The sequence below is a fragment of the Burkholderia singularis genome (assembly GCF_001718875.1).
GTDB classification, from domain to species: domain Bacteria; phylum Pseudomonadota; class Gammaproteobacteria; order Burkholderiales; family Burkholderiaceae; genus Burkholderia; species Burkholderia singularis.
In genome coordinates this window covers 2424795-2450995 of sequence record NZ_CP013448.1, presented here as the reverse complement: position 1 = coordinate 2450995, position 26201 = coordinate 2424795, and the positions used below count along the sequence as shown (strand labels likewise).

At 68.0% G+C, this 26201-nt stretch carries 17 protein-coding genes and 1 pseudogene; all 18 read left to right on the top strand.

The annotated features are described in order from the left end of the window. Positions 1-18 precede the first annotated feature (18 nt). The 18 genes and pseudogenes from AQ611_RS10790 to AQ611_RS10705 all read left to right on the top strand — a co-directional run bounded on the left by AQ611_RS10790 (position 19) and on the right by AQ611_RS10705 (position 25923). The gene (locus AQ611_RS10790) at positions 19-3147 is read left to right on the top strand and encodes a multidrug efflux RND transporter permease subunit (RefSeq protein WP_069234520.1); all 3129 of its coding nucleotides are present in this window, start codon (positions 19-21) and stop codon (positions 3145-3147) included. Then, complete coding sequence (locus tag AQ611_RS10785) at positions 3147-4859, top strand: efflux transporter outer membrane subunit (RefSeq protein WP_231935823.1); 1713 nt, start codon at positions 3147-3149, stop codon at positions 4857-4859. The genes AQ611_RS10790 and AQ611_RS10785 overlap by 1 nt, the downstream gene beginning before the upstream one ends. 117 nt (positions 4860-4976) lie before the next feature. Next, a complete protein-coding gene (locus AQ611_RS10780) occupies positions 4977-6197 on the top strand; it encodes an alpha/beta fold hydrolase (RefSeq protein WP_146011794.1) in 1221 nt (406 codons plus the stop codon). Between the two features lie 547 nt (positions 6198-6744). After that, positions 6745-7752 (top strand): AraC family transcriptional regulator, encoded by a 1008-nt coding sequence (locus AQ611_RS10775; RefSeq protein ID WP_069234518.1) that lies wholly within the window; start codon positions 6745-6747, stop codon positions 7750-7752. Between the two features lie 202 nt (positions 7753-7954). Further along, positions 7955-8908, top strand: a complete 954-nt coding sequence (locus tag AQ611_RS10770; RefSeq protein ID WP_069235260.1) for a substrate-binding domain-containing protein — start codon at positions 7955-7957, stop codon at positions 8906-8908. Positions 8909-8977: 69 nt separating this feature from the next. Then, positions 8978-10498, top strand: a complete 1521-nt coding sequence (locus tag AQ611_RS10765) for a sugar ABC transporter ATP-binding protein (RefSeq protein WP_069235259.1) — start codon at positions 8978-8980, stop codon at positions 10496-10498. Further along, positions 10485-11564, top strand: coding sequence for an ABC transporter permease (locus AQ611_RS10760; protein ID WP_374755084.1), 1080 nt, complete (start codon positions 10485-10487; stop codon positions 11562-11564). The genes AQ611_RS10765 and AQ611_RS10760 overlap by 14 nt, the downstream gene beginning before the upstream one ends. A gap of 283 nt (positions 11565-11847) precedes the next feature. Further along, positions 11848-12939 (top strand): alcohol dehydrogenase catalytic domain-containing protein, encoded by a 1092-nt coding sequence (locus tag AQ611_RS10755; protein WP_059518630.1) that lies wholly within the window; start codon positions 11848-11850, stop codon positions 12937-12939. Between the two features lie 26 nt (positions 12940-12965). Further along, a complete protein-coding gene (locus AQ611_RS10750; protein ID WP_069234516.1) occupies positions 12966-14510 on the top strand; it encodes an FGGY-family carbohydrate kinase in 1545 nt (514 codons plus the stop codon). After that, complete coding sequence (locus AQ611_RS10745) at positions 14507-15256, top strand: SDR family oxidoreductase (RefSeq protein WP_069234515.1); 750 nt, start codon at positions 14507-14509, stop codon at positions 15254-15256. The genes AQ611_RS10750 and AQ611_RS10745 overlap by 4 nt, the downstream gene beginning before the upstream one ends. Positions 15257-15928: 672 nt before the next feature. Continuing rightward, a complete protein-coding gene (locus tag AQ611_RS10740) occupies positions 15929-18295 on the top strand; it encodes an OspG family effector kinase (RefSeq protein ID WP_069234514.1) in 2367 nt (788 codons plus the stop codon). 345 nt (positions 18296-18640) lie between these two features. Beyond that, positions 18641-19342, top strand: coding sequence for an RNA polymerase factor sigma-70 (locus tag AQ611_RS10735; RefSeq protein WP_059518312.1), 702 nt, complete (start codon positions 18641-18643; stop codon positions 19340-19342). Between the two features lie 126 nt (positions 19343-19468). Further along, positions 19469-19717 (top strand): MbtH family protein, encoded by a 249-nt coding sequence (locus AQ611_RS10730; protein WP_069234513.1) that lies wholly within the window; start codon positions 19469-19471, stop codon positions 19715-19717. A gap of 60 nt (positions 19718-19777) precedes the next feature. After that, positions 19778-20797: a TauD/TfdA family dioxygenase gene (locus AQ611_RS10725; RefSeq protein WP_069234512.1), complete on the top strand. Its 1020-nt coding sequence runs from the start codon at positions 19778-19780 to the stop codon at positions 20795-20797. Positions 20798-20829: 32 nt separating this feature from the next. Continuing rightward, positions 20830-21681: pseudogene (locus AQ611_RS10720) on the top strand (ABC transporter ATP-binding protein); the annotation flags it as partial. 209 nt (positions 21682-21890) lie between these two features. Beyond that, entirely contained in the window at positions 21891-24005 is a 2115-nt protein-coding gene (fhuB, locus tag AQ611_RS10715) for a Fe(3+)-hydroxamate ABC transporter permease FhuB (RefSeq protein WP_069234511.1), read from the top strand. Further along, on the top strand, positions 24005-24811 hold the full coding sequence (gene fhuF, locus AQ611_RS10710) for a siderophore-iron reductase FhuF (protein WP_059518304.1): 807 nt from the start codon (positions 24005-24007) through the stop codon (positions 24809-24811). The genes fhuB and fhuF overlap by 1 nt, the downstream gene beginning before the upstream one ends. Positions 24812-24891: 80 nt before the next feature. Next, positions 24892-25923, top strand: coding sequence for an ABC transporter substrate-binding protein (locus AQ611_RS10705; protein WP_069235258.1), 1032 nt, complete (start codon positions 24892-24894; stop codon positions 25921-25923). Positions 25924-26201: the final 278 nt, after the last annotated feature.

Below are 26201 nucleotides of genomic sequence, written 5' to 3'. Positions count from 1 at the left end.
CAAGCATCGTTTTCGATCATGGCTCGATTCTTTATCGATCGCCCGATATTTGCGTGGGTGATCTCGCTATTCATCATGATGGGCGGCATCTTCGCGATCCGCGCGTTGCCCGTGGCCCAGTATCCGGACATCGCGCCGCCCGTGGTCAGCATTTACGCGACCTATCCGGGCGCGTCCGCGCAGGTCGTCGAGGAATCGGTCACGGCGGTGATCGAGCGCGAAATGAACGGCGTGCCCGGCCTGCTGTACACGTCGGCGACGAGCAGCGTCGGCCAGGCGGCGCTGTATCTGACGTTTCGCCAGGGCGTGAGCGCCGATCTGGCGGCCGTCGACGTCGAGAACCGCCTGAAGACCGTCGAATCGCGGCTGCCCGAGCCGGTGCGGCGCGATGGCATTTCGATCGAGAAGGCCGCCGACAACACGCAGATCGTCGTGTCGCTGACTTCGGAGGACGGGCGGTTGTCGGCCGTGCAGCTCGGCGAGTACGCATCGGCGAACGTCGTGCAGGCGTTGCGCCGTGTCGACGGCGTCGGCAAGGTGCAGTTCTGGGGAGCCGAATACGCGATGCGGATTTGGCCCGATCCGCTCAAGATGGCCGCGCTCAATCTGACGGCCTCTGATATCGCGTCGGCGGTGCGCGCGCACAATGCACGCGTGACGATCGGCGACATCGGCCGCAGCGCGGTGCCGGACAGCGCGCCGATCGCGGCGACCGTGCTCGCCGATGCGCCGCTTGCCACCCCCGACGCGTTCGGCGCGATCGTGCTGCGCGCGCGCGCCGACGGCTCGGCGCTGTATCTGCGCGACGTCGCGAAAGTCGAGTTCGGCGGCAACGACTACAACTATCCGTCGTTCGTCAACGGCAAGACCGCGGTGGGCATGGGCATCAAGCTGGCGCCGGGCTCGAACGCGGTGGCGACCGAAAAGCGCGTGCGCGCGACGATGGACGAGCTATCGAAGTACTTCCCGGCGGGCGTCAAATATCAGATTCCCTACGAGACGTCGTCGTTCGTGCGCGTGTCGATGAGCAAGGTCGTGACGACGCTGATCGAGGCGGGCGTGCTGGTGTTCGCCGTGATGTTCCTGTTCATGCAGAACCTGCGCGCGACGCTGATTCCGACGCTCGTCGTGCCCGTCGCGCTGCTTGGCACGTTCGGCGTGATGCTTGCCGCGGGTTTCTCGATCAACGTGCTGACGATGTTCGGGATGGTGCTCGCGATCGGCATCCTGGTCGACGATGCGATCGTCGTCGTCGAGAACGTCGAGCGGCTGATGGTCGAGGAGAAGCTGCCGCCCTACGAGGCGACCGTGAAGGCGATGAAGCAGATCAGCGGCGCGATCATCGGCATTACGGTGGTGCTGACGTCGGTGTTCGTGCCGATGGCGTTCTTCGGCGGCGCGGTCGGCAACATCTATCGGCAGTTCGCGCTGGCGCTCGCGGTGTCGATCGGTTTCTCGGCGTTTCTCGCGCTGTCGCTGACGCCCGCGCTGTGCGCGACGCTGCTCAAGCCCGTCGCCGCCGACCATCACGACAAGAGCGGTTTCTTCGGCTGGTTCAACCGCTTCGTCGCGCGTGCGACGAACCGCTATACGCAGCGCGTGGGCGCGGTGCTGAAACGGCCGCTGCGCTGGCTTGCCGTGTACGGCGCGCTGACGGCGGCCGCGGCGCTGCTGCTCACGAACCTGCCGAGCGCGTTCCTGCCGGACGAGGACCAGGGCAACTTCATGGTGATGGTGATTCATCCGCAGGGCACGCCGCTGGCCGAAACGATGAAGAGCGTGCAGCGCGTCGAGCAATACGTGCGCAGCGAGGAGCCGAGCGCGTACACGTTCGCGCTCGGCGGCTTCAATCTGTACGGCGAAGGGCCGAACGGCGGGATGATCTTCGTCACGCTGAAGGACTGGAAGCTGCGCAAGCGCGCGCACGACCAGGTGCAGGCGATCGTCGAGCGGATCAACGCGCGCTTTGCGGGCACGCCGAATACGACCGTCTTCGCGATGAATTCGCCCGCGCTGCCCGACCTCGGCTCGACGAGCGGCTTCGACTTGCGTTTGCAGGATCGCGGCGGACTCGGTCACGAAGCGCTCGTCGCCGCGCGCGAGAAACTGCTCGCCGAGGGGCGCAAGGACGCCGCGTTGACCGACCTGATGTTCGCCGGCACGCAGGATGCGCCGCAGCTGAAGCTCGATATCGATCGCGCGAAGGCGTCGGCGCTCGGCGTGTCGATGGACGAGATCAACACGACGCTGGCGGTGATGTTCGGCTCCGACTACATCGGCGATTTCATGCACGGCGCGCAGGTGCGGCGCGTGGTGGTGCAGGCGCACGGGCAGCACCGGCTCGATCCCGACGACGTGACGAAGCTGCGCGTGCGCAACGCGAAGGGCGAGATGGTGCCGCTTTCTGCGTTCGCCACGCTGCGCTGGACGATGGGGCCGCCGCAGTTGACCCGCTACAACGGCTTCCCGTCGTTTACGATCAACGGCTCGGCCGCCGAGGGGCGCAGCAGCGGCGACGCGATGGCGGCGATCGAGCGGATCGCGGCGAAGCTGCCCGCCGGCATCGGCCACGCGTGGTCCGGGCAGTCTTACGAGGAGCGGCTGTCGGGCGCGCAGGCGCCGATGTTGTTCGCGCTGTCGGTGCTCGTGGTGTTCCTCGCGCTCGCGGCGCTCTACGAGAGCTGGTCGATTCCGTTCGCGGTGATGCTCGTCGTGCCGCTCGGCGTGATCGGCGCCGTGACGGGCGTCGTGCTGCGCGGGATGCCCAACGATATTTATTTCAAGGTGGGACTGATCGCGACGATCGGGTTGTCCGCGAAGAACGCGATCCTGATCGTCGAGGTGGCGAAGGATCGGGTCGCGCAGGGCTCGTCGCTCGTCGATGCGGCGCTCGAAGCGGCGCGGCTGCGGCTGCGGCCGATCGTGATGACGTCGCTCGCGTTCGGCGTGGGCGTGCTGCCGCTCGCCTTCGCGTCCGGCGCGGCGTCGGGCGCGCAGGTGGCGATCGGCACCGGTGTGCTCGGCGGCGTGATCAGCGCGACGCTGCTGGCGATCTTTCTGGTTCCGCTCTTTTTCGTCTGCGTCGGCCGTGTGTTCGACGTCCGCCCGCGCCGCCGAGGCGATGCGCGAGCTTGGGAGACTCAGTGATGATCAAACGCGTATCGGGCCGCCCGCGCGGCCCGGCGATGCCGCCGGCGCGCGGCGCGTGGCCGGCCGCGCTCGCGGCCGCGCTGCTGGCGGGCTGCTCGCTCGCGCCGCGCTACGAGCGGCCGGCGGCACCGGTGCCGGTGAGTTATCCGGCGTATCCGGCGCAACAGGTGCAACAGGTGCAACAGGTGCAACAGATGCCAGCCCCCACGCCGGATGCGGCCAGCATCGCGGGTGCCGCGCAGCCGCCGGCCGGGCACGGCGGCCCGGCGCCGGATGCCTCGTCGGCATCTGCCGGAGCACACCCGTCTGATGCGCGGCCCGCATCCGAGGAGCCGCACGCGTTCGCCGCGCGGCAAACGCACGATGCCGCACAACCGCCGCACGAGCGCCAAGCGGCCGCCGTTCAGCCTGCGATGGCTGCCGGGCAGGCACCGGATGCGCGGCTTGACGATTGGCGCACGTATTTCACCGATCCGTCGTTGCGCGCGTTGATCGACGCCGCGCTCAACAACAATCGCGATTTGCGAATCGCGACGCTGCGCATTCAGGAGGCGCGCGGAATGTACGGTGTCGTGCGCGCGGACCGGCTGCCGTCGATCGACGGCAATCTCGGCTATGAACGCGCCCGCCAGTACGATCCGGTGCTGCGCGAAAGCGCGGCGAGCGGGCTGTATCGCGCGGGCGTGGGCGTGAGCGCGTTCGAGATCGATCTGTTCGGCCGCGTGAAAAACCTGTCCGACGCGGCGCTCGCCGAGTATTTCGCGACTGCCGAGGCGCGGCGCGCCGTGCTCATCAGCCTGATCGCGGAAGTTGCGTCCGCTTACGTGACGCAGCGCGCGCTCGTCGAGCAACTCGCGCTTGCCGAGCGCACGCTCGCCGCGCGCGAATCGGCTCGCGCGCTGACGCAGCGGCGCTATGACAGCGGCACGAGCACGGCCATCGAACTGCGCACGGCGCAAATGCTCGTCGCGTCGGCCAGTGCGTCGCGCGCGGCGCTCGCGCGCGAGCATGCGCAGGCGGTTCACGCGTTGCAGTTGCTGACGGGCGATTTCGCGACGCCGAGCACAGCCGATGCGCGCCCGCTCGACGAGTGGATGGTCGCACCGATCGCGCCGGGGCTGTCGTCGGATCTGATCGAGCAGCGGCCCGACATCCGGCAGGCCGAGCAGCGGCTGATCGCGGCGAACGCGAACATCGGCGCGGCGCGCGCGGCATTTTTTCCGCGTATCGCGCTGACGACCGAAATCGGTTCGGTCAGCGATACGTTCGCGGGCTTGTTCTCGGCCGGCGCGGGCGTCTGGACGTTCGCGCCGAAGCTGACGCTGCCGATCTTCGCGGGCGGGCGCAACCGCGCGAACCTCGACGTGGCCGACGCGCGCGCGCATATCGCGGTGGCGGAATACGAAAAGGCGATCCAGACCGCGTTTCGCGAAGTCGCCGATACGCTTGCGGCCCGCGATCAGATCGACGCGCAGCTCGATGCGCAGCGGGCCGTCTACGAGGCGGACGCCGAGCGGCTGAAGCTTGCGCAGCGGCGCTATCAGCACGGCGTCGCGAATTATCTGGAGCTGCTCGACGCGCAGCGCAGCACGTTCGAGTCGGGCCAGGAACTGATTCGTCTGAAGCAGTTGCGCCTGACCAATGCAATCGCACTGTATCGGGCGCTCGGCGGCGGCTGGTCGCGCTCGGCGCGAGACGGCACGGCATAGGCGCGGGCCGCACGCGCCACGGTGACGACGCAAAATTGCCAAATCCGGTAAGGTATCGGGTTGCGCCATTGCGATGGCAGGGCGCAACGCACTTCAACAGACGGAAAGGGCAATGCAGTGACGATTCGAATCGGACGATGGGTGGCGGCCGTCGCGCTGGGCGCGCCGCTTGGCTTGGCGCTCGCGCAGTCAACGCAGCCGGTCGACGCGGCGCGGGCGGCTGAGTTGGCGCCGGCATCCGCCGCCGCGCAGACGCCGCAGCCCGCTCAGGCGTTCGGCTCGGCGCAGGCAGCGGGGATGCCGGCATCCGCCGCGGCTCAATTGCCCGGGCCTGCCCAGACGCAGCAGCCGGCCCAACCATCGCCCGAGGAGCCTGCCCACGCGAGCGCCGCCCGTGGCACGCTCGCCGCGTCGTGGATGCTGAGCAGCACTGCGCCTGCGCAGCCGACGCCGCCCGCCGACGCGTCGGCGGGCATTCCGATCGGCCCGTCGATGCAGACGGTCGATCTCGGCGGCACGTCGCTGCCGGTTTTCACGTATCGGCCCGCGCGATGCGCGCCGTCGGTATTGTTGCTGGTCTTTCACGGGATGAGCCGCAACGGCGCCGAGTATCGCGACGCCGCGACGCCGCTGGCCGAGCGCATTTGCGCGATTGCCGTCGCGCCGCAATTCGACGAATCGCGCTTTCCGGACGCGCTTTATCAGCATGGCGGCGTGACGCCCGCGCCCGCCTTCGGTTCGATGCCCGCCGCGCCGCCGTCCGGCGGCACGCGTCCGATCGATCTGGTGCCGCGGCTCGCCGACTGGGCGCGGCGAGCCGCCGGCGCGCCGGCGCTGCCGGTCGTGCTGCTCGGTCATTCGGCGGGCGCGCAATTTCTCGACCGCGTCGCCGCGTACTCGCAGCCGGGCGCGGCGCGGATCGTGCTCGCCAATCCGGGTACGTGGGTGATGCCGAACTCGACTGCCGCGCCTTACGGTTTCGGCGGCCTTGGCTCGGCGCGCCGTCAAGAGGCGGCGCTGCGTGCGTATTTGGCGCAGCCCGTCACGGTGCTGCTCGGCATGGACGACGTGAAGGGCAACCGGCTCGCGCACGGTGTCGAAGCCGACGCGCAGGGCCCGACCCGCCTCGCGCGCGGGTTGCACGCATTTCAGACTGCACAGGCGGCGGCGCGCAGCCGTGGCTGGCCGTTCGGCTGGCGATTGCTCGAAGTGCGCGGCGTCGGCCACGACGTCGCGCGGATGTTCGCTTCCGACGAAGCGGTGCGCGCGGTCCAGAGCGCGCATCATCCGCTCGTGTGCGGCGACGGCCGGGCGGTGCCGGCCGGATCGGCCTGCTGACGGCTTGCGTCGCGCGGGCGTGCGTGGCGCAAGCCGCCGCTGCGCGCCGGGGCACGAACGGCCCGCGATCCCGTTCAATCAAGCGATTCGCGCTCACGCAGAGGCCGGGTAACGTGCCGTATTGAAACGCCGTGCCCGGCGCGGCGCCGACGTCATTCGGCGCGCCGGATGCCGAGCCGTCCGGCGCGATGGCGGAGATTCGGCTGTTCATCGACTGAACCTGCCGCGCACGGACGTTTGCGCGTCATGCGTTCGCGTCGGTGGGCTCGGGCCGGCGGACAGCGTCAAAACGCCCGAGATTCGCCGCACGCGTGTCGCGCACTGCGCGTGCGGCCATGCGTCGGCGCGCCGCCGGGCGCGCATGGGGTCTGCTGCTTCGCACCAAATTTGACGCGTTCGGCCTGCGCATTCACCACAATTCAAAAAAATATCAGTTTGGTGTCTGATTTTGAGTGGCCGACCGGATGGACGGCGATTATCGTTCGCACTACACAACAAGACGAACGGCGCGGCGCACGCGCCGTGGTCTGGAGAATAGGAGGAGCGAGTGCAGCCCGATCTCGAAGTCGTCGGCGTGCGCCAGGGCGAATCGTTCAAGGCGTGGTCGCATGGCTACCCGTACCGCACCGTGCGGTGGCATTTTCATCCGGAGTACGAACTCCATCTGATCGTCGCGACGAGCGGGCAGATGTTCGTCGGTGATTACGTCGGCGCGTTTGGCCCCGGCAATCTCGTGTTGATCGGCCCGAACCTGCCGCACAACTGGGTCAGCGACGTGCGCGAGGGCGAGACGATCGCCGAGCGCAATCTCGTTTTGCAATTCGACCAAGCGTTCGTCGCGCGCTGCGCGGACAGTTTCTCCGAATGGCGCCAGATCGACGCGCTGCTCGCCGATGCGCGGCGCGGCGTGCAGTTCGGCGCGCACACGAGCGCCGCGGTGGCGCCGCTGTTCGCGGAGTTGATCCATGCGCGCGGGTTGCGCCGCATCGTGCTGTTTTTGTCGATGATGCAACTGCTCATCGACGCAGGCGATCGCGAATGCCTGGCGAGCCCCGCGTATCAGGCCGATGCGTCGACGTTCGCGTCGACCCGCCTCAACCACGTGCTCGCGTATATCGGCAAGAACCTGTCGAGCGAGTTGCGCGAGGCGGACCTCGCGCGGCTTGCCGGACAGAGCGTCAGCGCGTTCTCGCATTACTTCCGGCGGCACACGGGGCTGGCGTTCGTCCAGTACGTGAACCGGATGCGGATCAATCTCGCGTGCCAGTTGCTGATGAACGGCAATGCGAGCATCACCGACATCTGCTTCAAAAGCGGCTTCAACAATTTGTCGAACTTCAATCGGCAATTTCTTGCGGAAAAGGGCATGCCGCCGTCGAAATTCCGTCGCTACCAGGCGCTGAACGACGCGAGCCGGGCCGCTTCGGAGGCAGCGGCGCAACGCGGCGCGGGCACGAGCGATGCGCCGCAGATCATACCGGCGGGCGAGGCGCGCGGCACGGCGGCACCGGCGGCCGACGAAGACTCGAGCCCCGCTCTTCGGTTGTCCGGCTGACGCGGGCTGCCGGGCCGGCCTGCTGCAATGGCCTGTCGGAGCCGGCCGTTCAGCGCGGCCGGCCGAAAAGCCGGCAGGCTCGCTGGCGCAGCGACGTTCGCCAGCCGGGCCAAGCCGATTCCAGATGCAGCAAACGTGTTGCAGTGCGCCGTCGAGACGGCGCACGGGGCGCGCTCATCCGTAAAAAAACTTGGAGACGATCATGACCATGACTGCTTTATTCACGCCGGCTCGCGGCAACCTGGCCCTGCGCGCCTCGCGCGCCGCGGCGCTCGCCGGTGCGCTCGCATCGGCAGGCGTGTGCGCCGCGAACGCGGCGCCGCTCAAGATCGGCATGACGTTCCAGGAACTCAACAACCCGTATTTCGTGACGATGCAAAAGGCGCTCAACGAGGCGGCCGCGTCGATCGGCGCGCAGGTGATCGTCACCGACGCGCATCATGACGTCAGCAAGCAGGTGAGCGACGTCGAGGACATGCTGCAAAAGAAGATCGACATCCTACTGGTCAATCCGACCGATTCGACCGGGATTCAATCGGCCGTCGTCGCGGCGAAGAAAGCCGGCGCGGTGGTGGTCGCGGTGGACGCGAACGCGAGCGGCCCGGTCGATGCGTTCGTCGGTTCGAAGAATTTCGATGCGGGCGCCATGTCGTGCGACTACCTTGCCAAGGCGATCGGCGGCAGCGGCGACGTGGCGATCCTCGACGGCATCCCCGTCGTGCCGATTTTGGAGCGCGTGCGCGGCTGCCGTGCGGCGCTCGCGAAGTTTCCGAACGTGAGGATCGTCGACATGCAGAACGGCAGGCAGGAGCGCGCGAGCGCGCTGTCGGTCACCGAGAACATGATCCAGGCGCGTCCGAAGCTCAAGGGCATCTTCAGCGTCAACGACGGCGGCGCGCTCGGCGCGCTGGCCGCGATCGACGCGTCCGGCCGCGACATCAAGCTCACGAGCGTCGACGGCGCGCCCGAAGCGATCGCCGCGATGCAAAAGCCGAATTCGAAGTTCATCGAAACGTCCGCGCAATTTCCGCGCGACCAGATCCGTCTGGCGATCGGCATCGGGCTGGCGAAGAAGTGGGGCGCCAATGTGCCCAAGGCGATTCCGGTCGACGTGAAGCTGATCGACAAGGACAGCGCGAAGAGCTTCAGCTGGTGAGCGAAAGGCGCGCGTGACCGCGCCCGTGCGGGCGGCATGCGCGTGAACGAGGCGGCGATGGACACGACGATGAATACGAGCCTGGAACTGACGGGTATCACCAAGCGCTTTGCCGGTGTGGCGGCGCTCAAGGGGATCGATCTGCGCGTCGCGCGCGGCGAGATTCACGCGCTGTTGGGCGAGAACGGCGCGGGCAAATCGACGCTGATGAAAATTCTCTGCGGCATTCATCAGCCTGATGCGGGCACGATCGCGATCGACGGCCAACGGCAAAATTTCGCGAGCTATCGCGATGCGATCGCCGCGGGCATCGGCATCGTGTTCCAGGAGTTCAGCCTGATTCCGGATCTGGATGCGGTCGACAACCTGTTTCTTGGCCGCGAATGGCGCGGCCGACTTGGGCTGCGTGCGCGCGCGCCCATGCGCCGCGCGGCCGAGGCGATCTTCGCGCGGCTGCGCGTCGAGATCGATCTGTCGGCGCCGGTGCGCGAGCTGTCGGTCGCGCAGCAGCAGTTCGTCGAAATCGGCAAGGCGTTGGCGCTCGATGCGCGCATCCTGATCCTCGACGAGCCCACCGCGACGCTCACGCCCGCCGAGGCCGCGCATCTGTTCGACGTGATGCGCGAGCTTAAGCGTCAGGGCGTGGCGATGATCTTCATTTCGCACCATCTCGACGAGATTTTCGCCGTGTGCGACCGCGTCACCGTGCTGCGCGACGGGCAGTATGTCGGCACGACGCCGGTGGCGGGCGCCGATCTCGACACGCTCGTCGAGATGATGGTGGGCCGGCGCATCGAGCAGAACTTTCCGCCGAAGCCGGCGCTCGAGCGGCGCGGCGCGCCGGTGCTCGAAGTCGATGCGTTGCAGTTGCGCGAGCATGGCCCCGTCAACCGTTTCGCATTGCATGCCGGCGAGATTCTCGGTTTTGCGGGGCTGGTCGGCTCGGGCCGCACATCGAGCGCGCTCGCGCTGATCGGCGCGAGGCCCGCGCATGTGCGGCGCATACGCGTAGAGGGCCGCCCGGTGCAGCTTGCCGATCCGGCCGGCGCGCTGTCGGCCGGCATTGGCCTGCTGCCCGAAAGCCGCAAGACCGAAGGGCTCGTCACCGCGTTCTCGATCCGGCACAACGTGTCGATCAACAACCTGCGCAAATACCGCCGCCTGCGGTGGTTCGTCGATGCGCGCGCCGAGACGCGCGCGACGCGCGAGCTGATGACGCAACTCGGCATCAAGGCCAATTCGCCGGACACGCGAGTCGATACGCTGTCCGGCGGCAACCAGCAGAAGGTCGTGATCGCGCGTTGGCTGAATCACCACACGCGGATTCTGATCCTGGACGAGCCGACGCGCGGCATCGATATCGGCGCGAAGACCGAGATCTACCAGTTGATGCGCAAGCTGACCGCGTGTGGCTACGCGATCGTGCTGATTTCGAGCGAGTTGCCGGAGATCGTCGGGATGTGCGACCGGGTTGCGGTATTCCGGCAGGGCCGCATCGAGGCGATGCTCGAAGGTGACGCGCTCACGCCGAACAGGGTGATGACTTATGCGACTTCAGACGGACGTGGAGCGAATCATGAACATGCATGACCCGATCGACCCGCGGGCGACGCCGCCCGCCAATGCGCGCACCGCCGCGCCGGCGCAGCCCGCTGCGCCGGGCGTGCCGGGCGGCGCGCCGAATGCGTCCGCGGCGGGCGGGGGCGCGCCCGCGCGGGCGCGCCGCGCGTTCGCCGCGCTTAAGCGCTCGACGGTGTTTTATCCGCTCGTCGGGCTCGTCGCCGTATGTGTCGCGATGATGTTCGCGAGCGGTGGCTTTCTGAGCGCGGCGAACCTCGAAAACGTGCTGCGGCAGGCGTCGATCAACGCGATCATCGGCGTCGGCATGACGTGCGTGATCCTCACGGGCGGCATCGACTTGTCGGTCGGCTCGGTGATGGCGCTGTCCGGCACGCTCGTCGCGGGCCTGTTGGCCGCCGGCGCGAATGGCGCGCTCGCGCTCACGGCGGGCGTCGGCACGGCGCTCGCGTTCGGTGCGGCGAACGGCTTTTTCGTTGCGTTCGCGGCCATGCCGCCCATCATCGTCACGCTCGCGACGATGGGCATTGCGCGCGGCCTCGCGCTGATCTACACGGGCGGCTACCCGATCGACGGGTTGCCGGACTGGGTCCGCTTCTTCGGCAGCGGCAGCGTGCTCGGCGTGCAGACGCCGGTGTTCGTGATGCTCGTCGTCTACGCGCTGGCGTGGCTGTTGCTCGAACGGATGCCGTTCGGGCGCCATGTCTATGCGATCGGCGGCAACGAGTTGGCCACGCGCCTGTCCGGGGTGCGCGTCGCGCGCGTGAAGCTCGCGGTCTACACGCTCGCCGGGCTGACGTCCGCGCTTGCCGCGATCGTGCTGACCGGGCGGCTCATGAGCGGTCAGCCGAACGCGGGCGTCGGCTTCGAGCTGGACGCGATCGCGGCCGTCGTGATGGGCGGCACGTCGATCGCGGGCGCACGCGGTTCGATCCTCGGCACGCTGGTCGGCGCGCTGCTGCTCGGCGTGCTGAACAACGGGCTGAACATGGTCGGCGTGAATCCATACGTGCAGAACGTGATCAAGGGCGCCATCATCCTGCTCGCGATCTACATCGGCCGTGAGCGCGGCAAGTGACGACGGGCGGCGGCGCGACGGCCGGTGCGGCGTCACGATATCGCGCGGTGCGGCGGCAGCGAGCAGCGGCAGTGACGACAGCAGCGACCCGCCCGGCGCGGCGGCCATTCGCACGGTTCGCACGGTTCGCGGCGGCGGCGCGCCGCCACCGCGTGCCGCCGTCGCGCGCCGCGCCGCGCGAGCGCCGAACCGGCGATTGAACCGGCGATCGCGCGCGTTCGCGCAACCGCCCCGCAATGTTCCCTCGAACCCGGCCGGCATGAGCGGCCAAACCACGCACATCATGAAAAATCTCCACGACGAAACCCAGCAGATGACAGCGGTCGTCTGCCACGCCCCCGAAGACTATCGCGTCGAACGCGTGACGAAGCCGCGCGCCCGCGCGCGCGAGCTGGTGATCCGCATCGGCGCGTGCGGGATCTGCGCGAGCGACTGTAAATGCCACGCCGGCGCCAAGATGTTCTGGGGCGGCCCGAGCCCGTGGGTCAAGGCGCCCGTGATCCCCGGTCACGAATTTTTCGGCTATGTCGACGAACTGGGCGAAGGCGCGGCCGAGCACTTCGGCGTCGCGCTCGGCGAGCGCGTGATCGCCGAGCAGATCGTGCCGTGCGGCCAGTGCCGCTATTGCAAGCACGGCCAGTATTGGATGTGCGAGGTCCACAACATCTTCGGTTTCCAGCGCGAAGTCGCCGACGGCGGGATGGCCGAATACATGCGCATTCCGCCGACGGCGATCGTCCACAAGATTCCGGCCGGCATCTCGGTCGAGGACGCGGCAATCATCGAGCCGCTCGCGTGCGCGATCCATACCGTCAATCGCGGCGACATCCAGTTCGACGACGTCGTCGTGATCGCCGGCGCGGGACCGCTCGGGCTGATGATGACGCAAGTCGCGAAGCTGAGGACGCCCAAGCGGCTGATCGTGATCGATCTGGTGGACGAGCGGCTCGCGCTCGCGCGCGATTACGGCGCGGACGTGACGATCAACCCGGCGCGCGACGACGCGCTTTCGATCGTCCACGCCCTGACGGGGGGGTACGGCTGCGACGTCTATATCGAGACGACCGGCGTGCCCGCGGGCGTCACGCAGGGGCTCGCGCTGATCCGCAAGCTTGGCCGCTTCGTCGAGTTCTCGGTGTTCGGCAAGGACACGACGGCCGACTGGTCGATCATCGGCGATCGCAAGGAACTGGACGTGCGTGGCGCGCACCTTGGGCCCTATTGCTATCCTGTCGCGATCGATCTGCTGGCGCGTGGGCTCGTCACGTCCAACGGGATCGTCACGCACGGCTTTACGCTCGACGAGTGGGACGAGGCGATCCGGGTGGCGAACTCGCTCGACTCGATCAAGGTGCTGATGCGCCCGCGCGACTGACCGGCCGAACGAATCGTGGAGGAGACATGGAATGCGTGATCGGTGTCGATATCGGCACCCAGAGTACGAAGGCGCTCGTCGTCGGCGTGGACGGCACGATCGTCGCGCAGAGCGCGGCGGCGTATCGGCCCGATACGCCCAAACCGCTGTGGGCCGAGCAATGGCCCACTGTCTGGTTCGACGCGGTGCGCGACTGCCTCGCGCGCTGCGTGGCCGGCGCGCGCGAGGCGGGCATTGACGCGGCATCGATCAAGGCCGTCTGCGTGAGCAGCCTCTACGGCGGCGCCGGGATTCCGGTCGGCCGCGACATGCGGCCGCTCTTTCCGTGCCTGATCTGGATGGACCGGCGCGCGAGCGCGCAACTCGACTGGGTGCGCGCGCACGCCGACGTCGAGCGGCTGGGCGCGATCACCGGCAACGGCCTCGACAGCTACTACGGCTACACGAAGATGCTGTGGCTGCGCGACGAGCGGCCCGACGTGTGGGCGAAGATCCGCTATTTCGTGCCGCCGAACGCGTACATCATCTATCAACTGACCGGCGAGCTGGCGCTCGATCACAGCTCGGCCGGCAACCTGGGCGGCGTCTACGATCTCGCGCGCCGCGGCTGGTCCGACGAAGCGCTCGACATGCTCGGGATTCCGGCGACGATGATGCCGCCGCGGCTCGTCGATTCCGACGAAGTGGTCGGCGGGCTGCTCGCGCACTGGGCGCGCGAATTCGGCATCGCGGCCGGCACGCCGGTCGTCGCGGGCGGCGTGGACGCGGCGGTAGCGACGTTCGCGGCCGGCGCGACGCGGCGCGGCCAGCACGTCGCGATGATCGGCACCAGCATGTGCTGGGGTTATATCGCCGGGGCCACCGATGCGCGGCGCGGGCTCGTCAGCATGCCGCACGTGTTCGACGGCGCACGCGATCTGTATGTGTTCGGTGGGGCGATCACGGCGGGCGCGTCGGTGTCGTGGTTTCGCGAGCAGTTTTGCCACGCGGAGCTCGAAGCCGCGCGCGCGGCCGGGAACGGCGACGCGCACCGCCTGCTCGAGGCGGCCGCCGCGCAGGTGCCGGCGGGCAGCGACGGCGTGCTGTTCCTGCCGTACCTGATGGGCGAGCGCAGTCCGGTGTGGGATGCGAAGGCGAGCGGGGCGTTCGTCGGCCTGTCGCTGTTCCATACGCGCGCGCATCTGTATCGCGCGGTGCTCGAAGGCGTCGCCTACGCGCTGCGGCACAACATCGAGGCGGGCGCGGCCGGCGCGGGCGAGCTTGACGACCGGCTCGTCGTGGTCGGCGGCGCGGCGCATTCCGACCTGTGGATGCAGATCATCGCCGACATCACGGGCTATGCGGTGTGGACGATCGCCGAGGAAGTGGAAGCGGCGATGGGCGCGGCGCTGCTCGCCGCGCTCGGCGTGGGGCTGATCACGCGCGATGCCGCCCGGCGCGGCTGGGTCACGCTCACCGAGCGGGCGCGGCCCGACGCGCGCCACGCCGCGCTGCACGATGCGCGTTTCGCGCTGTACGCGGGGCTGTATCCGGCGCTCAAGCCGGTCATGCACGGGCTGCACGCACGATGAACGTCGATTTCGATTTCAGGCGCCGCACGGTGCTGGTGACGGGCGCCACGAGCGGGATCGGCCGCGCGACGGCCGTGGCGCTGCGCGAGCATGGCGCGAGCGTGGTGGCCGCGTCGCGCAACGCGCGCGAACTCGAGCGGCTTGCCGACGAGGCGGGGTGCGAGCCGCTCGCGCTCGACGTCGGCGACCCGGCGTCGATCGACGCGGCGATCGGCCACGGCGGCCGGTTACGCGGTGCGTTCGACGGCCTCGTCAATTGCGCGGGCGTCACGCACGTCGCCGCGGCGCTCGACACGCAGTGGACCGATTTCGACCGCGTGATGGCCGTCAACGCGCGCGGCGCGATGCTCGTCGCACGGCACGTCGCGCGCGGGATGATCGACGCGGGGCACGGCGGCGCCATCGTCAACGTATCGAGCCAGGCGGCGCTCGTCGCGTTGCCGTCGCATCTGAGCTATTGCGCATCGAAGGCAGCGCTCGACGCGGTGACGCGCGTGCTGTGCGTCGAGCTTGGCGCGCACGGGATTCGCGTGAACAGCGTCAACCCGACCGTCACGCTCACGCCGATGGCCGAGCGCGCGTGGAGCGATCCCGCATCGAGCGGGCCGATGCTCGCCGCCATTCCGCTTGGCCGTTTCGCGCGCGTCGGCGATGTCGTCGCGCCGATCCTGTTTTTGTTGAGCGACGCGGCGGCGATGGTGAACGGCGTGTCGTTGCCGGTCGACGGCGGCTATACCGCGCGCTAGGCCCAAGCGCCGTCTGCGCGCGGGGGCGCCGATGCCGGCGGGCGCGGGTCCGACGAGCCCGCGCACCGCCGGGGCGAACGGGCCGTGGCGGCATGGCCGGCGGCGGCCGGGCAGGCATGCGGTGCGCCGCTGTCGACGCGGTGACGGCGGCCGAGTCGTTGCGCCCTGATCCGGGCCTTTTCGCCATCGCGGCTGCCTCACCGATTGGACACGCGTATGGTGCGCATACCGCATCCAACGGACACTCAGGACATGAGCCGAACCCTGTCTTCATGCGCCGGCGCTTGTGTCGCCGGCGCGCACCCGCATCGCGCGCCGCGCCGCACTACCGCGCTCGCGCCGCGTGCACGTAGGATTCGGCCGCCACGCTTGCTCAGGTCTTGCTGAGCGGTTCAGCTTATCCGCCGCGCGGCGTTCGGATCTTCCCGCCAAGCCCCACCGCAAATCGCCGGTCGGGCGGGCTGCACTGCGGGGCCGCTATCGCGCCGGCACGCCACGCGGTGGCAATGACGGATATTTCCATGCAAATCACGCGTTGCGAAAGGAGCTTGCACAGGTGACGTCGTGCATGCGTGCGCGGCCGGCGCGGCCATGTGGTGGGCCGGCAATTCAACCGGATAGGTAAAAAAACGTTTTGTCCGATTTTGATATTTTTGGGAAGCGAATGCCGCCATGGGAAAGAATTTGAATTTATTGGCGCTGGAGCAGGCTCGGCGCGCCGGTGGAAGCTATGAGGAACGGGTAGCCAAGCAACAAATGGCGGCGAAATCCCTGCCAGCGTCCCCGAGCATGGTGCAAGCCCCGGGGGGTCACGATGATTTGCTGCAACTGACAGTTCATCGCAGGCAACGGCTTTTTCCCAAGCCGGAGTTCTCGTTCCGGCCGACTAAGGTCACCACCCATCCGCTTGCGGTTGGACTCAATGCGTTTTTATTTTTATCGCAAATGCGCATTGAAGGCGTCGATGCCGACCAGAATCTCGGCAATGACGAACATCGCGGCGAGGATGACGGGCCGTATACGTTGAGTAGCCGGGCGGGCCACGCCCGCGGCGATAGGGTGCCGGACCGGGGGCCGATGCTTTCGGCGCACATGTTGCCAAGGAGAATCGTGCCGCGCGCCGCCGACGTGCGGGGCAACCCTATCAACCCGGTTCGGCAGACGACGAAAGTCACGCAAACGGCCGAGCCACGGCTTGAGCATTACATCGATAAGCCGTTGCATATTCCGGACATCATTCCCAGCCGGCGCAATGTCGCCGAGGACATTCTCAAAAAGCATCACCGGGACCCGGAGGCGATGGGCTCTCGAAAAATCGCCAATTTCATTCCCGAGGCATGGGTGTCCCAGGGGATTTGCAGGGATGGCCGCTCGCATTGCACTTACAGCAAAAAGTACGTCGATTTATATCTCGAGGAATATGGGCGGACGGTTTCGCCTTCCGGCGATATCGTCGGGCCGACGCTCACGAAGCAATTCGGCCTGCCCGATCTCAACGACGAGTTCGACGCGAAATTCCAGGAAGCGATGAGTATCTTGGCTCATACCCTCACGGATATCGTCGATACGGCATTGTCGAACTATGGCGTCGAGCCGGAGTCCGGGCGCGCGCAGGCCTACGAAGTCATCCGGCATGCGCTGAAACCGCGCGTGACCCTTTTGTCTCCGCTCAATCACGGATCGCAGGGATATATTCTCGCCACCGGGAAAGGTAACTTCTACATATCGTTTTCCAATAAGGAATTGGCGGTGGAGAAAATCCCGCTTGGTGGAAATTTGGAAGACGGCGGCAACGCGTCTCGATGGAATGCGTGGATTTCCAAGCATAAGCATCTGTTTTTTTCCGACGATGTGCGGATAGGCGACGGCTCCATGTTTCGGGCCCATGCGTTGGAGCGGGCGTCTGCCCCGGGAGCGGCCGTGACCGAGATCGTCAACAAATATCTGCTGGACCATTGGCGCGGCATATATGACGAAAAATACGGGGAGACCGAATTAGAAAATAATTCGATGGAAGGACGAAAACTGCTTCCGTTCGTCGGCGATATTTATGGCTTGGCGGATGCCGTCGTCAAGGAAAATGTCAATGAAGCGGTGTTTCACGTGGTCGGCGGAGTGGTCGACAATATCGGGCCTCTCAAATCGGTCGGGAAAAAATTATTCAAATTGACGCCTTCGTTGGCCAAGAAAGTCTGGATAACTCATTTCAGGAAAGGGCGGGTTTTTCGCGGGCACGTTGAAAAAATCGACGGCGCTAGTCTTGCCAAGGCGGGCGTGCATGGAGTCAGTCAATTGGTTCGTCAGGGCGACGGTATGTCTTGGAAGCCGTCGATCCGCAAGCGGGGAAACGTTTATTGCGTAACGCGGGCCAGGCAGCGCGTCAAAAGAGGCGGCGACTGCTCCCGTGTGCTGCCGCGTACCAGACGCACGCACCGGCACCGCCAGGAGGCAGCGCCGAGCCATGCGGCGGAGCCTGCTTACAGAGATGAATCGAATCTGCTGGGCAGCGGCACGGCCGGCAAAGTCTATCAATTAGACGACGCCCACGTGATCAAGGAATATAAGAGGCCTTTGAGAGGAGGGAATGATGCGATCGTATTGCGGAACGCCGAAACCAGCAAGGAGGCGTTCAATCGGCTTTATGGCGAGAACGCCGCGTCGGTGATTTTGCAGGCTACCGATGATCCTGCCGTCAAAATCGTTACGCTGAAAATGAAAAAAATTCCAGGCGAATCGCTCGCCTCTATTTTACGGCGCAATGATTGGGCGCTGGCCGAGCAGATATGTGAAGAAGCGAGTAACAGGGATGTGGTGTCGGAACTGATCGATCAATTGAAATCGCATGGAATTTCTCATTGGGATATCAATCTCGCAAATATCCTGTATGACCACAATACGAAAAAATTCAATTTGATTGATTTTGATAGCGCGAGTCTCCGCCCGCCCGGAATGCCGCTGACCGAAGGGGAGACTATGAATATGCGAAGCAAGCTCAGGTTCGATCTCGACGACTTTCGGCGGTTGAGCCACATCGAATGACGCTCGTTTGACCGGCGTTCGCCGGTTTCAAAAACGCGAATGCGGGCGGTGTGCCGGCAGCCGGCATGCCAGGGCCGGCCACATGGAGGCTGCGGATGGCGCGGATTTCGCGCCAATGGCGGTAAAAAATGCCGGAAAAATATTCGTCGTGGCGCCGGCACTGCCGAGCGTCGCGTGCAACGGCATGCGGGGCGCGCCCGCCGGCTCGCCCCGGAAACGACGAGCCTTTGGCGCGATGGCTTCACGCGGGCATCCCTGAGATGATTAGGGTATTTATAAATAAAATTGAGAACGATTCGCGTTTACGATAAATTAACCATCATCTCGTAAACGTCTGGAGAACTCATGGCCGAAGTGCTTGAACGGCCGATGCCGGCAACCTCATTGCCGATCGTCGATGCGTGCGCGACGCTGGCGTTCGACGTTCGCCCGCCGGCCGCGAAGCCCGCCGCCGCGTCAGTCCCGGCGCCGGCGCGCGGGCGCCGGGCCGCCCAGCGCGTGCACGGCGCGCTGGTCGACGTGCTGGTCGCGAACCGGCCGATGCTGGTCAAGCTCGCGCGCAGTTTCGTCGGCTGCGCGAGCCGCGCGGAAGACGTGGTTCACGACGTGCTGGTCAAGCTCGTCGATTTCCCGAACCAGGACGCCATCCGGCAGCCCGTCGCCTATGTGACCCGGATGGTGCGCAATGCGTCGATCGACGCGTGCCGCCGCCAGACGCTCGAGAACGTCTATCACGCGGACGAGGACGACGGCCTCGATGTGCCGTCGCCGGAGTTGTCGCCCGAGGCCGCGCTCGTCGTGCGCGACACGTTGCGCCGCGCCTGCGACGCGCTTGCGCAATTGCCCGCGCGCAGCCGCATCGCGTTCGAGATGGTCCGGCTGCGCGACGAGACGCTGCAGGCCACGGCGCGCGCGCTGAACGTGTCGCAGACGCTCGTGCATTTCATGGTGCGCGACGCCGAGCAGCACTGCGTCGCGTGCGTCGCCGCGTCCGAGCGCGGCGACGCACGCCCGGCCTTCTGCGGCGGCCGCGCGCGCCGCCGGTAAAAAAATGCGCGCGCGATTCGTTTATCGAGTACACGCATTGCGCGTTCGCGCCGCGCGCGGCGGGTTCGCCCGCCGCATCGCCCGCGCCGCGCACCGCTTTCCGAATTTTTCAAGCGAGTCCTGATCATGACGCAAGCACAATCTTCCTCCCGCGTGCCCGACGGCACGGCCGCCGACGAAGTCGTCTACACGGTCGTCATCAACGACGAAGAGCAGTATTCGATCTGGCCGACGTTTCGCGAGGTGCCGGCCGGCTGGCGCGAGATCGGCGTGCGCGGGCCGAAGGCCGACTGTCTCGCGCATATCGACGCCGTGTGGACCGATATGCGCCCCGCGAGCCTGCGCCGCCACCTCGACGCCGCGAACGCGGCGTGACGCCTGGCGCGCCGCGCCGTTTTTCGCGCGCCATTGCCATCCATCGCGGGAGGATTCCGAATGTCCGAGCTTTCGATTGTTGATGAGGCCGTGCGCCCGACGCTGGACGATCTGCGCGTCGAGCCGGGGCTGCCGAGCGTCGTGTCGCCGCGCGCCGGCGCGGATCTGACGCTCGACGCAGCCGCGCCGCTGTTGCGCGAGATCGCGAACGACGTTGTCGAGCGCGCGGGCGGCGTGTTGTTCACCGGCTTTCGCGTCGCGTCGATCGAGACGTTTCAGCGCTTTGCGGCCGGCTTCGGCGATCCGCTGATCGGCTACGAATTCGCGTCGACGCCGCGCAGCCAAGTCGAGGGCGCGGTTTACACGTCCACCGAGTATCCGCCGCACCGGTCGATTCCGCTGCACAACGAGCAGTCGTATACGCGCGAGTGGCCGATGCGCATCTGGTTCCACTGCGCGCTGGCCGCGCGCTCGGGCGGCGCGACGCCGATCGCCGACAGCCGCGCGATCCATCGCGCGCTCGATCCGGCGCTCGTCGCGCGTTTTGCGTCGCGCGAACTGCTGTATGTGCGCAATTTCGGGCAGGGGCTCGATCTGCCATGGCCGCAAGCATTCGGCACCGGCGATCCGCGCGAGGTCGAGCGCATCTGCGCGGCGCGCGGGATCGAGTGCGAATGGCGCGACGGCGAGGACGGCGAGCCGCTGCTGCGCACGCGCGAGCGTTGCCAGGCGGTCGCGCGGCACCCGCGCACGGGCGAGACGGTGTGGTTCAACCAGGCGCATCTCTTTCACCTGTCCGCGCTCGACGACGATATGCAGGAAGCGCTCGTCGACGCGGTGGGCATCGAGAACGTGCCGCGCAACGTCTACTATGGCGACGGCACGCCGCTGGAGGCGAGCGCGCTCGACGAGATCCGCGGCGTGCTCGACGGGCAGCGGATCGTGTTTCCATGGTGCACCGGCGACGTGCTGATGCTCGACAACATGCTGAGCGCGCACGCGCGCGATCCGTTCGATGGGCCACGCAAGGTGGTGGTGGCGATGGCGCAAAGCCATCGAGACGCAAGCCATGGTGAGTAAACAGCTAGCGGATGTGGGCGGATGATCCAATCATGACGAAGACTGCGGCGGCGCTCACGGCGCGGGCGTTGCGTGTCGGCTACCGGGACCGGCTGGTGCTCGACGGCCTCGATCTGACGATCGCGGCGGGGCGGGTGACCGCGCTGTGCGGGCCGAACGGCTGCGGCAAGAGCACGTTGCTGCGCACGCTTGCCGGGTTGCAGCCGGCGCTGTCGGGCGCAATCGACGTGGACGGCGCGCCGCTCGGGTCGTACCGGCGGCGCGCGCTTGCACGCAAGCTGACGATGCTCGCGCAGTTCAACCAGATTCCCGCCGGGCTCACGGTGCGCGAGCTGGTCGCCTATGGCCGTTACGCGCACGGCGGCTGGCTGCGCGGGCTGTCGCGCGCCGATCGCGATGCGATCGATGCGGCGCTTGCCGCGACCGGCTTTGCCGGCGATGCGTCGCGCGACGTCGCGGCATTATCGGGCGGCGAGCGGCAGCGCGCGTGGATCGCGATGGCGCTCGCGCAGCAGGCGCCGATCGTGCTGCTCGACGAGCCCACCACGTATCTCGACATCCATCATCAACTCGACATTCTGCGGGAGCTGCGGCGTCTGAACCGCGAGCGCGGGCTGACGATCGTCTGGGTGTTGCACGATCTGAATCAGGCGGCCGCATACAGCGACGAAATCGTGCTGATGCGCGCTGGGCGGATCGTCGCGCAGGGCACGCCTGATGCGATGCTCGAGCCGCATCACTTGCAGGCGGCGTTCGGTGTGACGATGCTCAAGACCGCGCATCCGCTGACGGGCGCGCCGATGTGCGTGCCCGCGTATGAAGGCGTGATCGATGCCGGCGCGGCGGCGCACGGCGGCGGCGAGCGGCCGGGCCCGGCAGGCGCGCCGCGCGGTTGCGGTACGCAGGCTGAGACGCCGGATGCTTGCGGCGAGCCGGGCATGGCGGGCTCGCCCGGGCCATATCGCGCGCAAGATGCGTGCGCCGCATCGCATCCGCACGGCGCCCCGGCTGCCTCGGCAGCCGGGGCGGCCGAGGCAGCATTCGGCACGCATGCGCCGGCCCCGGCTCCGTCGTCGCAGCGGGATCTCGCCGCATGACGACACTCGCCATGCGCAAGCGCTCGCGCCGCGATGCGCGCACCGTTGACGCCAGGTCCCGCGCGATCGCGACGAGCCGGGTCGGCACGATCGCAGCCGCGCTGGCCGCTTTCATCGCACTCGTTGCCGCGTTGCGGCTCGCGCCGCAGTGGCGCGCATGGCTGGCCGCGCCGGCAGGCAGCGATGCCGCGCAACTCGCGCATATCATGTTGTTCGATCTGAACGCGCCGCGTGTGGTTGCGGCGCTCGTCGCGGGCGGCTGCCTCGCGGTCGCGGGCGCGCTGTTCCAGGCGCTCACGCGCAATCCGCTCGCCGCGCCCGACTTGCTCGGCATCACGGGTGGCGCCCAGCTCGGCTTGATTGTCGCGATGCTCGTGCCGGCGCTCGGCGGCCATGCATCGGTGCCGCTGCTGTTCGCGTGCGGGATTGCCGCGGCCGTCTGCGTGTCGGCCGCGGCGGGCGGCTGGCGCGCGACGCCGCTACGGCTGATTCTCGCGGGCAGCGTCTGCATGCTGCTTTTTTCGGCAATGACGACGCTGCTGCTCGCGTTTTTCGAGCAAACCGTCACCGGCGCGTCGCTGTGGGCGAGTGGCAGCCTGTACCAGCCGGGCGCGGCCGGACTGCGCGATGCACTCGTCTGGCTCGTGGCGCCGCTCGCGGCGCTGCCGCTCGTGATCCGGCCGCTCGATCCGCTCGCGCTCGGCGACGACGCGGCGGCCGCGGCCGGCGTGCGCGTCGATGCGACGCGGCTGGCGGCCACGCTCGTTGCGGTCGGCTTCGCGAGTGTAGCGGTCAGCATCGCGGGCCCGCTGTCCTATGTCGGACTCGTCGCGCCGAATCTGTTGCGGCGCATGCGCGGCGCCAAATCGGCCAAGCTCGGCGCGCTGGTGCCGCTTGCCGCGCTCGCGGGCGGCGCGCTCGTGCTCGCCACCGACAGCGCCGTGCTCGCGCTCGGTCTGGATTCAACGCTGTCGACGGGGGTGGCGGTCGCGTTCGTCGGCACGCCGCTGATGCTCGCGATGATCCGGCGCGGCGCGGCGTGGTCCGGCGCGCTCGATCTGACGCACGAGCGGCGGGCCCGGCCTGACGGCGGTGCGCGCGCATTGCGCGCGCTCAAAGCCCTGCCGTCGCCCGTGCTGGCCGCGCTCGCGTTGATCGCGGCGGCGCTTATCGTCGTGGCGGGTGCGTCGTTCGGGCCGGTGTCGGTTGGCCCCGCGCGCTGGTTCGCGGCGTTTGCCGGCCGCGACGAGGTCGCGCGCATGCTCGTCGAGCTGCGTGCGCCGCGCCTGATCTGCGCGTTGCTGGCGGGCGGATTGCTCGCGGCTTCCGGCGTGCTGATGCAGAGCGTCGTGCGCAACCCGCTCGCGGGGCCCGAGGTGTTGGGCGTCACGCAAGGCGCGGGGCTCGCGACGCTCGCCGCGCTCGTCGCGTGGCCGCTCGCCGCGCATGCGACGCTCGTTGCCGCATCGCTTGCGGGCGGCGGTGCGACGCTCGCGTTGACGCTGCTGCTGAACCGCCGGCATCGCTATGCGCCGATCGCCGTCGCGCTGACGGGCATCGTGCTCGGCACGCTGTGGACGACGCTCGCGCAGTGGCTGATTACGCAGGAAAGCGTGCAGCCTGCGCGCTTCGTCGTCTGGCTCGTCGGCGGCACGTATGGCCGCAGTTGGGGCGAACTTGCCGCACTGCTGCCGTGGTGCGTGCTCGCGCTGCCGGCGTTCGCGTTGCTGGCCAAGCCGCTCGATCTGCTTGCGCTCGGCGACGATCAGGCCGCCGCGCTGGGACTGCCGATCGCGCTGTTGCGTCCGCTCGTCCTGACGATCGCGACACTCGCGGCCTGCGCGGCGGTCGCGGCGGTCGGCCCGATCGGCTTCATCGGACTGATGGCGCCGCATCTCGCGGCGATGCTGGGCGCACGCACGCATGCGACGCGCCTGTGGGTCGCCGCCGCGTGCGGCGCGCTCGTGCTCGCGGCGGCCGACATCGCCGCGCGCACGCTGCTCGCGCCGCGCGAGATTCCGGCTGGCGTGCTCACCGCGCTGATCGGCGCGCCGTATCTGCTCGCGCTGTTGATCGCCGAGGCGCGGCGCGAGCGGCGGGGTGCCCGGTGATGCCGCATCGGGTGCATGCGCAACGTTTATCGGCGTTCGCGCCGGCGCCGGTCGCGCATTATCTCGAACATGTGTGGCTCGGCGTGCCGGATGCATGCGACGAACCCGCGTTGGCGGCGCACGGCGGCAGCGCACCGGACGTGATTCCGCCGGACGCGCTCGCGAGCCGGCGAGATGCGCTGCTTGGCGCGATGGCCGCGCTGTACGGCGGCGACGTTTGCGCGCAGGCGCGCGCGTTGCTGTCGCAATGGAGCAAGTATTACTTCGGGCTGGCGGCGTCGGCGGGTTTCGCCGCCGCGCTGCTGCTGGGCCGCACGCTCGACATGACGCCGTCGCGGATGCGCGTCGTGCTGCGCGACGGGATGCCCGCCGCGCTGATTTTCGACGCCGACGCGCTGCGCCCGGCGCAGCCCGATCCCGCGTCGCGCTACGCGGCGCTCGTCGAACATCTGCGCGCGACGATCGGCGCGCTCGGCACGCTTGCGAAGCTCTCGCCGCGCGTGTTGTGGAGCAACGCGGGCAATTTGCTCGATTATCTGTTCGAGCAGTGCGCGCACGTGCCGCGTGCGGCGGCCGATGCCGCGTGGCTGTTCGGCGCGCTCGACGCGCACGGCGAAGCGAACCCGCTGCGCTTGCCGGTGCGGCGCGTGACGCCCGGTTCGGCGCGCTTGCCCGATCCGTTCCGCGTGCGCCGCGTATGTTGCCTGCGCAACGAAATCCCCGGGGAAGACCAACTGTGTGGAAGCTGTCCGCTGCTCCTGACGATGGGCGACGACGAACTCGCGAAACAAGAGGCGCTGCGGTGAGCGTGCGCGGTGCGCCGTTGGGCCGGTGGTTCGTGCGGCTGACGGGCGAGGTCGACGCGGCGGCGGATGCCTATATGCACATGGCATGCCGCACGTGGCGCGCGTGCCGACGGTTCGCGCGCGCATCGGCCGCGGCGGCGGCATTCGCCGCCTGCGCGGCGCTGCTCGCGCCGCACGCGCAGGCGGCCGCGCCGCCATCGCCGGTCTGCCAGCCGCTCGCCGCCGATCCGACTGTCTCGCAGTTCAGCCGGACGCTACCGGTCAAGCCGAAACGGATCGTCGTACTCGAATTCATGTTCGCGGAGGATCTCGCCGCGCTCGGCATCACGCCGGCCGGCATGGCCGATCCCGCGTACTACCCGGTCTGGATCGGTTACGACGATGCGCGGCTTGCGCGCGTGCCGGATGTCGGCACGCGGCAGGAGCCGAGCCTCGAGGCGATCGCGGCGGCCAAGCCGGATTTGATCCTGGGCGTCGGCCTGCGGCACGCGCCGATTTTCGATGCGCTATCGCGGATCGCGCCGACGGTGCTGTTCAAATACAGCCCGAACTACGTCGAGGACGGACGGCAGGTGACGCAATTCGATTGGGCGCGCGCGATTTTGCGCACGATCGGCTGTTTGACCGGCCGTGAGCGCGACGCACAGGCGCTCAACGCGCGCGTCGATGCCGGCATCGCCCGCAACGCGCAGCGGATTGCGTCGGCGGGGCGCGACGGCGAGCGCGTGGCATGGTTGCAGGAATTGGGGCTGCCGGACCGGTACTGGGCGTTCACCGGCAACAGCGCGCCGGCGGGCATCGCGCGCGCGCTCGGGCTCGACCCTTGGCCTGGCGAGCCGACGCGGGAGGGCACGGTCTATGTGACATCGGAGGATTTACTCAAGCAGCCGGATCTGGCGGTGCTGTTCGTCAGCGCGAGCGCGCCGGGCGTGCCGCTCGACGCGAAGCTCGATTCGCAGATCTGGCGGTTCGTGCCGGCGCGGCGGGCAGGGCGGGTGGCGCTCGTCGAACGTAATATCTGGGGGTTCGGCGGGCCGATGTCGGCGCTGCGGCTCGCGGACGAGATCACGGCGCGGCTGCTGGCACTGCCGAAAGCGTCCGCGCCGCGTTGAGCCGGCGGCGCGACGGGCTTGTTCCGGTGTGCGGCCGACGGTCGGCGGTCGGCGGATGGAGCGGGTGAGCCGTCGATCGATTCGCCGCACGCGTCCAACGGGGCGGCGGACAACCCGCCGGCCATGCTGAATAACAGCTTGATCGGCAATATTCGATCAATCACACGATTCTAAATCGCGACACGGCGAAAATCGCCGGCCCAGCACTCATTGACGGGTTTGGGAATTATCGGAATTTTTCAATAAATAAATGTCCGAAAATAACCGGCCGGGTTCGG